At 63.9% G+C, this 8,821-nt stretch carries 12 protein-coding genes; 8 read left to right on the top strand and 4 right to left on the bottom strand.

The window, feature by feature from the left end; translation table 11 throughout:
- Positions 1-253: 253 nt before the first annotated feature.
- The 3 genes from ACFP9U_RS21480 to ACFP9U_RS21470 are packed head-to-tail and all read right to left on the bottom strand — an operon-like array spanning position 254 to position 1,576.
- Positions 254-697 (bottom strand): hypothetical protein, encoded by a 444-nt coding sequence (locus ACFP9U_RS21480; protein ID WP_378624603.1) that lies wholly within the window; start codon positions 695-697, stop codon positions 254-256.
- A complete protein-coding gene (locus tag ACFP9U_RS21475; RefSeq protein WP_378624601.1) occupies positions 694-1,095 on the bottom strand; it encodes a hypothetical protein in 402 nt (133 codons plus the stop codon). Before ACFP9U_RS21475 ends, ACFP9U_RS21480 begins: the two co-directional genes overlap by 4 nt.
- Positions 1,096-1,099: 4 nt before the next feature.
- A complete protein-coding gene (locus ACFP9U_RS21470) occupies positions 1,100-1,576 on the bottom strand; it encodes a hypothetical protein (RefSeq protein WP_378624599.1) in 477 nt (158 codons plus the stop codon).
- Positions 1,577-1,908: 332 nt separating this feature from the next.
- On the opposite strand from ACFP9U_RS21470, the gene ACFP9U_RS21465 reads away from it, so the two are divergent.
- Complete coding sequence (locus ACFP9U_RS21465; RefSeq protein ID WP_322450799.1) at positions 1,909-2,607, top strand: corrinoid protein; 699 nt, start codon at positions 1,909-1,911, stop codon at positions 2,605-2,607.
- A 55-nt stretch (positions 2,608-2,662) separates the two neighbouring features.
- On the opposite strand, the gene ACFP9U_RS21460 is transcribed toward ACFP9U_RS21465, so the two are convergent.
- Positions 2,663-2,827, bottom strand: a complete 165-nt coding sequence (locus ACFP9U_RS21460; RefSeq protein WP_322450798.1) for an entericidin — start codon at positions 2,825-2,827, stop codon at positions 2,663-2,665.
- A 103-nt stretch (positions 2,828-2,930) separates the two neighbouring features.
- Between ACFP9U_RS21460 and ACFP9U_RS21455 the strand changes: the two genes are divergently transcribed.
- The 7 genes from ACFP9U_RS21455 to ACFP9U_RS21425 form a co-directional block, all read left to right on the top strand.
- Complete coding sequence (locus tag ACFP9U_RS21455) at positions 2,931-3,506, top strand: DUF1638 domain-containing protein (RefSeq protein ID WP_378624605.1); 576 nt, start codon at positions 2,931-2,933, stop codon at positions 3,504-3,506.
- 213 nt (positions 3,507-3,719) lie between these two features.
- Positions 3,720-4,394, top strand: a complete 675-nt coding sequence (locus tag ACFP9U_RS21450) for an exopolysaccharide biosynthesis protein (RefSeq protein WP_378624596.1) — start codon at positions 3,720-3,722, stop codon at positions 4,392-4,394.
- 116 nt (positions 4,395-4,510) lie between these two features.
- A complete protein-coding gene (locus ACFP9U_RS21445; protein ID WP_322450796.1) occupies positions 4,511-4,813 on the top strand; it encodes a virulence factor in 303 nt (100 codons plus the stop codon).
- The gene (locus ACFP9U_RS21440; protein ID WP_378624594.1) at positions 4,800-5,402 is read left to right on the top strand and encodes a methylenetetrahydrofolate reductase C-terminal domain-containing protein; all 603 of its coding nucleotides are present in this window, start codon (positions 4,800-4,802) and stop codon (positions 5,400-5,402) included. Before ACFP9U_RS21445 ends, ACFP9U_RS21440 begins: the two co-directional genes overlap by 14 nt.
- Positions 5,399-6,496 (top strand): methylenetetrahydrofolate reductase, encoded by a 1,098-nt coding sequence (locus ACFP9U_RS21435; protein ID WP_378624592.1) that lies wholly within the window; start codon positions 5,399-5,401, stop codon positions 6,494-6,496. Before ACFP9U_RS21440 ends, ACFP9U_RS21435 begins: the two co-directional genes overlap by 4 nt.
- Positions 6,497-6,659: 163 nt before the next feature.
- Positions 6,660-7,634 (top strand): methyltetrahydrofolate cobalamin methyltransferase, encoded by a 975-nt coding sequence (locus ACFP9U_RS21430; protein WP_378624590.1) that lies wholly within the window; start codon positions 6,660-6,662, stop codon positions 7,632-7,634.
- A gap of 79 nt (positions 7,635-7,713) precedes the next feature.
- Positions 7,714-8,821: 2Fe-2S iron-sulfur cluster-binding protein (locus ACFP9U_RS21425; RefSeq protein WP_378624588.1), on the top strand; the 1,108-nt coding region annotated here is incomplete at its 3' end.

The raw sequence follows: 8,821 nt of genomic DNA, 5'->3' as shown, positions 1-8,821 counted from the left end.
GCCCGTCGGGCCGACGCGCCGCCACGCTCACCGCGTCCGCCGCGTCCGCGCCGGCCTTCGGAGGGAGCGGCCACTTCCTGTTCCGTCGGCACGTTCTGGTTCATCGCCCTGTCCTCGATGCATGGGTCGCACGTCCACCCTGTTGCGGGCGACATGCCTCTCATCCGCATCGTATTCACACAGGCGGCTGCGAACGTTCCGCGAGCGCCAGACCGTGTCGCATTGAGAGCGGGCACCGGTCGACGGACGGCGCTCACCGGCGATCGCCGGTCGTCCAGCCATCGTCGCCTGCCCAATCGGCCTCGTTCGAGACCGCGCTGTTCGTGCGCGGGTCAAGGCCATGTTTCAAGAGCTGAACTTCCAACCGCAACCGCTCCAGCTCGAGCTGATACAGGCGGTCGCAATCGAGCCGTTTCGGCTTTCTGCCGAGGGGAACGACGACGCGCCCATAGGCCGAAAGCGTCTGCGAGGAGGAACCGTCCAGTCCGCCTCCGATAACACCGGAATCCACATAGGCGCCGGATCCGGACATCGACGAGCGGCATGTCGTACCGTCGGCCGCGCGAATCTCGTCGAAACCATGCGGCATCACGACACCCGGCAGGCTCACCCCTGTCTGTTTCTGGTTGATGATGTACTGGTCGTCGGCCCGGGCAAGCGGGCACGCCAGCAGGCCCGTCAAGAAGGCCAGGCTCAACGCAGCCGCCGGGCGATGAAACGTCCGCATATCTGTGCCTTTATCCTGGTTTTCTGACGTGGAAACGGAACACTTTCGGTGCACACCCGGACACGCCGTTGCGCGGCACCCTCGAAACCCACCACGACGAGCACGGGCCGCGAGGCCTTACCGCCGAGCATGAGCCGCCGCGGGGATACCTTGGCGGCCACAGGACGGAAATCCTGGTCATAGACCCGCACTTCCACCTGGATGCGGTGCTGGTAGGGATTGTAGGGCCTGACCCGCACGGCAAATTCGTCGCTGAAGCTGGTGACCTCGCCGCGCATCGGCGTCATTGCCTGCGCATCAGCCGCCGAGGCGCCCCCCAACACGGCGAGCGCCGCAATCAGCCCTTTCGCCATGCTCCCCGCAGCCATCCATTCACTCGCAGGTGACGGTGACTTCGGCAACATAGCTTCCAGCCGGGAAGGCGCCAGCGGACTTGGTAGCCGTGAGATCGACGTCGAGGTTTGTAAGCCCGAGGCCGAGCACCGAGGTCACCGAGCCGACAACATCCGTAAGCGAGGTTACGCCACTTGCACTGTAGCTCGACGCGAAAGTGACGGAATCGTCGCCGCCGGCCGGCGCCGAGACAAAGGCCACCGGTGCACTGGTGGAGACTTCATAGCCGGCCGCGGTCGTCAGGATGGTCGCCGTGCCCGAAGCCCCGCCTGCCTCGAGCGAGCTCAATTCGGTGTAGTCGGCGCTCGCCGTCATGACGCCGGGCGTTCCAATGGTGATGAGGCACGTCGAAAGAACGGAGGCATTGAAGAGAACCGTTCCGTCCGCGGCAAGGCCGGGCAGCGTCGAAGCGGCCAGAGCGGTGGCTGCGACAAGGGATTTCGTCAGATATCTCATGAAACTTCTCCGTAGACCAATATTCCAACCCGGACAGCATATCGGAAAGCATGAGCTCGTTCCTGTTAAATAAATCTAAAGTTGCATATTCAAATCTTCCTGGTGAATTTTCAAAGGGTAATCCCCTTCGCTCTCCCAAAAAAATTACCGGAATGCACGCAAAGGTGGTATATACGAAGGAAGCTTCATGGTCAGCCAATCCGCCCGTATCAGTCGCTTTCCTTTTGCATCACGTCGCAATTCGGCCATGGAAGACGCCAAAAGACCGATTATGTCTAGACTCACCAGGGTCGCGAACGGATTGCTGACCGCAGGACGGCAGGAGCCAGCAAATGTCCGATGAAGAAATCGTTCTTTCCGAACTTCCCGATGACGAGCTCGTGCAGCAGATGCACGACGACCTTTACGACGGCCTGAAGGAGGAGATCGAGGAAGGCACGCGCATCCTGCTCGACCGCGGCTGGGCACCCTACGAGGTTCTTACCCAGGCGCTTGTGGAGGGCATGCGCATCGTCGGCGAGGATTTCCGTGACGGTATCCTGTTTGTGCCGGAGGTGCTTCTTTCCGCCAACGCGATGAAGTCCGGCATGAACATCCTGCGCCCATTGCTCGCCGAGACCGGCGCGCCCAAGCAGGGCAAGATGGTGATCGGCACCGTCAAGGGCGACATTCACGACATCGGCAAGAATCTCGTCGGCATGATGATGGAAGGCGCCGGTTTCGACGTCGTCGATCTGGGCATCAACAACCCCGTCGAGAACTATCTGGCCGCGATCGAGGAACACCAGCCCGACATCATCGGCATGTCGGCGCTGCTGACGACCACGATGCCCTACATGAAGGTCGTCATCGACACGATGAAGGAAAAGGGCATCCGTGACGATTACATCGTGCTCGTGGGCGGTGCGCCGCTGAACGAGGAGTTCGGCAAGGCCGTCGGCGCGGACGCTTACTGCCGGGATGCGGCGGTTGCCGTTGAGACCGCCAAGGAGTTCATGAAGCGCAAGCACAATGTGGGCGCCTCAGCCTGAAGAGGCTGCCACCTCCCTTCGCGACCCGGCGCCCTGGATCCTGGGTGGGTTTCGCTCAATAGGAGTTCGCGGAACCGGCAACGTTTTCGCCGGCATCCTGGGTAGCATCGACCACGTTGGCCGTGTCCTGCCCGACACCGCGAATCGTATTGGCGCATCCTGCCGTCAGGCCGATGACGGCGATCAGGACGACGAGGCGTGATAAAATCGTCGCGAGCATGCGTGCCTCTCCCTTGTTGTGCGCACGAATCGCGCAGAAAGGAACATGTTTGACACCCCTGAAACGCACGCGGGCTGAAAAGGTTCTGGTCGTGGCTTGCGGCATGATTGCGCGCGAGGTGCTGGCCGTGCGCGAGCGCCTGGGGTTCGACCATCTGGAGCTTACCTGCCTGCCGGCGGCGTTTCACTACCGCCCCGATCGCATCGCCCCCGCACTCGACGCGGCGATCGAGAAGGCCCGAGGGGAAGGCTATCGCCGCATCTTCGTCGGATATGCCGATTGCGGGTCGGGCGGCGCGGTCGACCGTGTCTGCGAGAAACACGGCGTCGAGCGCATCGCGGGCCCGCACTGCTTTGCCTTCTACCAGGGTCTGGACGCTTTCGAGGCGATCGGCGAGGACGACATGCTGGCCTTCTACATGACCGATTTCCTGTGCCGCCAGTTCGATGCGTTCTTTCTCAAGCCCCTTGGCCTCGACCGCCATCCGGAACTGATCGCGGATTTCTTCGGCAATTACGAAAAGCTGGTCTATCTCGCGCAAACAAACGATCCGGAACTCGAGAAGGTCGCGCGCAATGCAGCCGGGCTCCTGAGCCTTTCCTACGAACGACGCTTTACCGGCTATGGCGACCTGACCGCCGCGCTTGCAAAGGCCGCGAGCACTGCGCCGGCGGCTTAGCGCCACCATAAAAACGCTTCAATCAACGGCTGGTATTGGGAGCATGAAGATGCTCCTTGCCTGCGCTGCCTTCTCCACCAAGACGGTCGCTGCACCGCTTCCGGCTTTGGCGGCCATTCGCAAGACCCGCCGGCCCCGGCTTGCCCGGCCTGTCACGAAAGCTTAATTGCAGCCGGACAATATGTTTTGCAGGATGTTTTGCAGGCAAACAGTGTGTCGGCGCGACAGGACCACGGTAACGTGAAGGCGGAGAATACGGGATTGGAAGCGCTGTCGGGCCGGCCCACCGCGGACAATCCGCCACGCCGCCTGTCCACCGTCTTCGAAGAGCTGGCCCGCAATGCCGATAGGCCGGTCACGGTCGAGCAGTTCCGCCAGGCGCTCGGCGACCGCAGCTTTGCCGCGCTTCTTGTCTTCTTCTCCTGTCTCAACCTTTTACCCCTGCCCCCTGGCAGCACGCTGGTGCTGGGCATTCCGCTTCTTCTGCTGTCGGTTCAGATGGTGTTCGGGCGCCGCGCCGCCTGGCTACCGAAGTTCGTTTTGAGGAAATCGATCGCCGCTGACAGTTTCCGCCATTTCACCAAACGGTTCATTCCGCGGCTGAAATGGGCGGAGCGCTTCATCCGCCCGCGCTATTGGCCGTTCGCCCGCAGCCACGCCGACCGCATCATCGGGTCGATCGCGCTTATCCTGTCGATCGCCGTCACGCTCCCCATTCCGCTCGGCAACTGGTTCCCGGCATTCTCCTGTGCCCTCGTTGGCCTGGCGCTTTCCGAGCGCGACGGCGTGCTCTTGTCCATCGCCGTCGTGAGCGGCGCCTTGTCCCTGGCCGTCATCGCCGTTGTCGTGGGGGCAGCCAGCCTCCTGGCCGGCGTGCTGATCCACTAACGACCCGCCCCCCGTGTCATGCGGCGTCGCTTTTGAAAGCGCGCGCGTCGTCACGCAGCAAGCGGGTCTTCGACGCTTGCGGCAATGCTCGAAAAACCGAAGAGGCAAGAGGCACGATGGCCGATCTGATCGTGGTTTACTGGCGTGACATTCCCGCCCAGGTGATCGTCAGGAAAGGACGCAAGGCGGCCAAGCGCGAGCTGCCCTTGCGCTTCACAGAGGCGATCGACATGTGTGCCATGCGCGTGGGCGCGCGTGATACCGATGCCTATCTGGCCGAATGGCGGCGTGGCGATCCGGAGCCCGTCGGCGACGACCTGGAAGCCGAGGCCGACATGGCCCTTCGGACCATCGAACAAGCGTTTCCCGACGAGCGTCTGAAGGCGCTGGTCAAGGCAGGCGGACATGCAAAAGGGTAATGGCAAGCCGAATTCCGTAAGGAAGCGCGTCACCCAAGCGACGCTGGTGAGAAAGGCGCGCGCGCTCCTGGCCTATAAGCCCTGGGGTGTTTCGCCCCAACGCCGCGTCCAGCGGCGTTACACCATGCGGCTGTGGTCGGTGCGCCACGCCCGCTTTCTGGAATGGTTCTACGCACGCTTCGCCGATCTTTTCCTGGCCCTTCATCCGTTGTGGCAGGCGATTGGCTATCGGCGCGCCGAAAAGCCGGTGAAACTCGTCGAACGGCAGGTGAAGGGTCTCATGTTCGACTGCCGCATGTGCGGACAGTGCATCCTCTCCTCCACCGGCATGTCCTGTCCCATGAATTGTCCCAAGCAGCTCAGAAACGGGCCCTGCGGCGGTGTGCGCGCAAACGGCAATTGCGAGGTCGAACCCGACATGCCCTGCGTCTGGGTGAAGGCCTGGGAAGGCGCCCAGCGCATGCGCAACCAAGATGCCATCCTGACCGTGCAGAAGCCCGTCGACCAGTCGCTCCGAGAAACGTCCGCCTGGCTGCGCGTCACTGCACTCGCCGCCGCCGAACGGGAAAAGGCGAAGGAGGTCCGATGAACCACCGCCCGCCCCATCCCGACGAGAACCCGCACGGCATCGACCTGCCGCTCGATCCCTTGCCCGGTCACGTCTCGCGCGGCCGGCTGGAACGCATCCTGAGGCGCGGCGAGTTCGCCGTCACGGCAGAGCTCAACCCGCCCGATAGCGCCCACGCGCAGGACGTCTATGAGCGCGCGGCCGTCTTCGACGGCTGGGTGGACGGCATCAACGCCGTCGACGCGTCCGGCGCCAACTGCCACATGTCGTCGATGGGCATCTGCGCGCTGCTCACGCGCATGGGCCACGCGGCGATCATGCAGATCGCCTGCCGCGACCGCAACCGCATCGCCATCCAGGGCGATGTGCTGGGCGCGGCGGCCATGGGAGTCAGCAATATCCTGTGCCTGACGGGAGATGGCGTGCAGGCCGGCGACCAGCCAGGCGCGAAACCGGTTTTCGATCTCGACTCCATGTCCTTGCTGGAGACCGTGCGCACCATGCGCGACGAGGAAAAATTTCTCTCCGGCCGCAAGCTCACCGCCGCGCCGGCGGTCTTCATGGGCGCCGCCATCAACCCCTTCGCCCCGCCCTTCGACTTCCGCCCCCTGCGGCTGGCCAAGAAGATCGCCGCCGGTGCGCAGTTCGTGCAGAGCCAGTACTGCTTCGATGTACCGATGCTGAAGGACTACATGAAGCGCGTGCGCGACCTGGGCCTCGACGAGCAATGCTTCATTCTGGTCGGCGTCGGCCCCCTCGCCTCGGCCAAGGCGGCGCGCTGGATCCGCAACAACGTGCCCGGCGTGCATATCCCCGATTCCGTCATCGCGCGGCTCGACGGCGCGAAGGACCAGAAGGCGGAAGGAAAACGCCTGTGCATCGACATCATCAACGAGGTGAAGGAGATCGACGGCGTTTCCGGGGTCCACGTCATGGCCTACCGCCAGGAGGAATATGTGGCGGAGATCGTGCACGAGTCCGGCGTGCTGAAGGGCCGCCGTCCCTGGAAGCGCGAGCCGGGCCTCGACGACGCGCTGGTGGCCGACCGCCTCGAGCACATTCTCGAAACGCCGAGCGAGAAGCCGGTCGACATGGTGAAGGATGCGACGAACTGAGGGCGTGGGAATGGGGCAACAGGAGTAAAACGCACGAGGACCGGAGATCCGGACGCGAAAGCAGGCGACCAGCCGCCTACTCCCTTGTTGCCCTATTCCCTCCTTCTTGAAACACATGAGATAACCATATAAAGAAGTCTTTATATCCTTTGGAGGACTGCGCATGACCCGCACCATCGTCGCCTCTGCGACCCGGGAAGTCATCATCGGCTTCGACCAGCCTTTTTGCGTCATCGGCGAACGCATCAATCCGACCGGCCGCAAGAAGCTCGCCGCCGAGATGGTGGCCGGCAACTTCGAGACGGTGAAAAAGGACGCCCTCGACCAGGTGGCCGCAGGCGCGACCATGCTCGACGTCAATGCCGGCGTGACGGCGGTTGATCCGAACGCCACCGAGCCCGCTCTTCTCGTCCAGACGCTCGAGATCGTGCAGGGTCTGGTCGATGTTCCCCTTTCCATCGATTCTTCCGTGTCGGCGGCCATCGAGGCGGCGCTTCAGGTGGCCAAGGGCCGCCCGCTGATCAATTCGGTGACCGGCGAGGAGGAGAAGCTGGAAGCCATCCTGCCGCTCATCAAGAAATACGACGTCCCGGTGGTCGCGATCTCCAACGACGAGACCGGCATTTCCGAAGACCCGGACGTGCGCTTCGAGGTGGCGAGAAAGATCGTCCAGCGCGCCGCCGACTACGGCATTCCCGCCCGCGACATCGTGGTCGACCCGCTGGTCATGCCGATCGGCGCGATGGGCACAGCGGGCAAACAGGTCTTTGCGCTTCTGCGTCGCCTGCGCGAAGAGCTGAAGGTCAACACGACCTGCGGCCTTTCCAACATCTCCTTCGGCCTGCCGCATCGCCACGGCATCAATGCCGGCTTCATTCCCATGGTCATCGGCGCCGGCATGACCAGCGCCATCATGAACCCCTGCCGGCCGCAGGAAATGGAAGCCGTGCGCGCGGCCAACGTGCTGAACGGCACGGATCCCAATTGCTACAACTGGATCATGACCTACAAGGACCACCAGCCTGCTGCCGGGAACTCCGGGGCCCCGGGGGAGTCTTCCAATGGAAACGGTCAAGCCGCCCTCGCCGGCCGCCGTCGCGGCGGCCGCGAAGCGCGCATGGCGCGGACGGGACGGTAAGGCAAACCAGGAGATAGGCCGGCCCTGTCGCCCCTCGGGCGCGACAGGGTGCCGCCCGAGGCAAGGAATCCCACCTCCCATGAATGCCCCGCCCAACATAACCGAGCACCTCGTGCTCTTCATGCCGTCGGGCAAGCGCGGGCGTTTTGCCAAGGGCACGACGATCCTCGATGCCGCGCGCCAGCTCGGCGTCTATGTGGAAAGCGTGTGCGGCGGGCGGGCGACCTGCGGGCGCTGCCAGATCGAGGTGCAGGAGGGGCATTTCGCCAAGCACAAGATCTCCTCCTCCAGAGACAGCATCTCAGCCGTCGGCCCCAAGGAAGCGCGCTACGCCGAAAAACGCGCGCTTCCCGCCGGGCGGCGCCTGTCCTGCTCCGCCACCATCGAAGGCGACCTCGTCGTCGACGTACCCCAGGATGCGATCGTCAACGCGCAGGTCGTGCGCAAGGACGCCGACGCACGCGTCATCGAGCGCTATCCCGCAGTTCAGCTTTGCTATGTCGAGGTGGACGAGCCCGACATGCACAAGCCACTGGGCGACCTTGACCGACTCAAGGCGGCGCTGCACCGCGAATGGGGCTTTGCGCGGCTGGAGGCCGACACGCACCTCCTCGGCGACGTCCAGTCCATCCTGCGCCAGGGCGAATGGGCCGTCACCGCCGCGATCCATCACGACGAGGAGGGCGACGCCGCACGCATCATCGCGCTCTGGCCAGGACTGAAGAACGAGGCCTACGGGATCGCCTGCGATATCGGCTCCACCACCATCGCCATGCATCTGGTTTCCCTGCTTTCAGGTCGCGTGGTGGCCTCGGCCGGCGCGTCGAACCCGCAGATCCGCTTCGGCGAAGACCTCATGAGCCGCGTCTCCTACGTGATGATGAACCCGGACGGGCGGCAGGCCATGACCAAGGCCGTGCGCCAGGAAGTCTCGAAACTGGTCGACAAGGTGGTCGCCGAGGGCAAGATCCAGCGCGCCGATATCCTCGATGCCGTCTTCGTCGGCAATCCGATCATGCATCACCTGTTTCTGGGCATCGATCCTTCGGAGCTCGGCGGTGCGCCCTTTGCGCTCGCCGTCTCCGGCGCGGTCAACGCCAGGGCCGGCGAACTGCGCCTGGCGCTCAACCCCGGCGCCCGGACCTACATCCTGCCCTGCATCGCCGGCCATGTCGGCGCTGATGCCG

Origin of the sequence: Nitratireductor sp. GCM10026969 (assembly GCF_042660605.1) — a bacterium.
GTDB lineage: Bacteria > Pseudomonadota > Alphaproteobacteria > Rhizobiales > Rhizobiaceae > Chelativorans.
Note: the sequence above shows the minus strand (reverse complement) of the source record. Positions and strands in the feature narration are given on the sequence as shown.

Coding starts and splice junctions, on each gene's coding strand:
- ACFP9U_RS21475 (WP_378624601.1), bottom strand. CDS start 1,095: ATGGCTGCGGGGAGCATGGCGAAAGGGCTGATTGCGGCGCTCGCCGTG.
- ACFP9U_RS21470 (WP_378624599.1), bottom strand. CDS start 1,576: ATGAGATATCTGACGAAATCCCTTGTCGCAGCCACCGCTCTGGCCGCT.
- ACFP9U_RS21465 (WP_322450799.1), top strand. CDS start 1,909: ATGTCCGATGAAGAAATCGTTCTTTCCGAACTTCCCGATGACGAGCTC.
- ACFP9U_RS21460 (WP_322450798.1), bottom strand. CDS start 2,827: ATGCTCGCGACGATTTTATCACGCCTCGTCGTCCTGATCGCCGTCATC.
- ACFP9U_RS21455 (WP_378624605.1), top strand. CDS start 2,931: ATGATTGCGCGCGAGGTGCTGGCCGTGCGCGAGCGCCTGGGGTTCGAC.
- ACFP9U_RS21445 (WP_322450796.1), top strand. CDS start 4,511: ATGGCCGATCTGATCGTGGTTTACTGGCGTGACATTCCCGCCCAGGTG.
- ACFP9U_RS21440 (WP_378624594.1), top strand. CDS start 4,800: ATGCAAAAGGGTAATGGCAAGCCGAATTCCGTAAGGAAGCGCGTCACC.
- ACFP9U_RS21435 (WP_378624592.1), top strand. CDS start 5,399: ATGAACCACCGCCCGCCCCATCCCGACGAGAACCCGCACGGCATCGAC.
- ACFP9U_RS21430 (WP_378624590.1), top strand. CDS start 6,660: ATGACCCGCACCATCGTCGCCTCTGCGACCCGGGAAGTCATCATCGGC.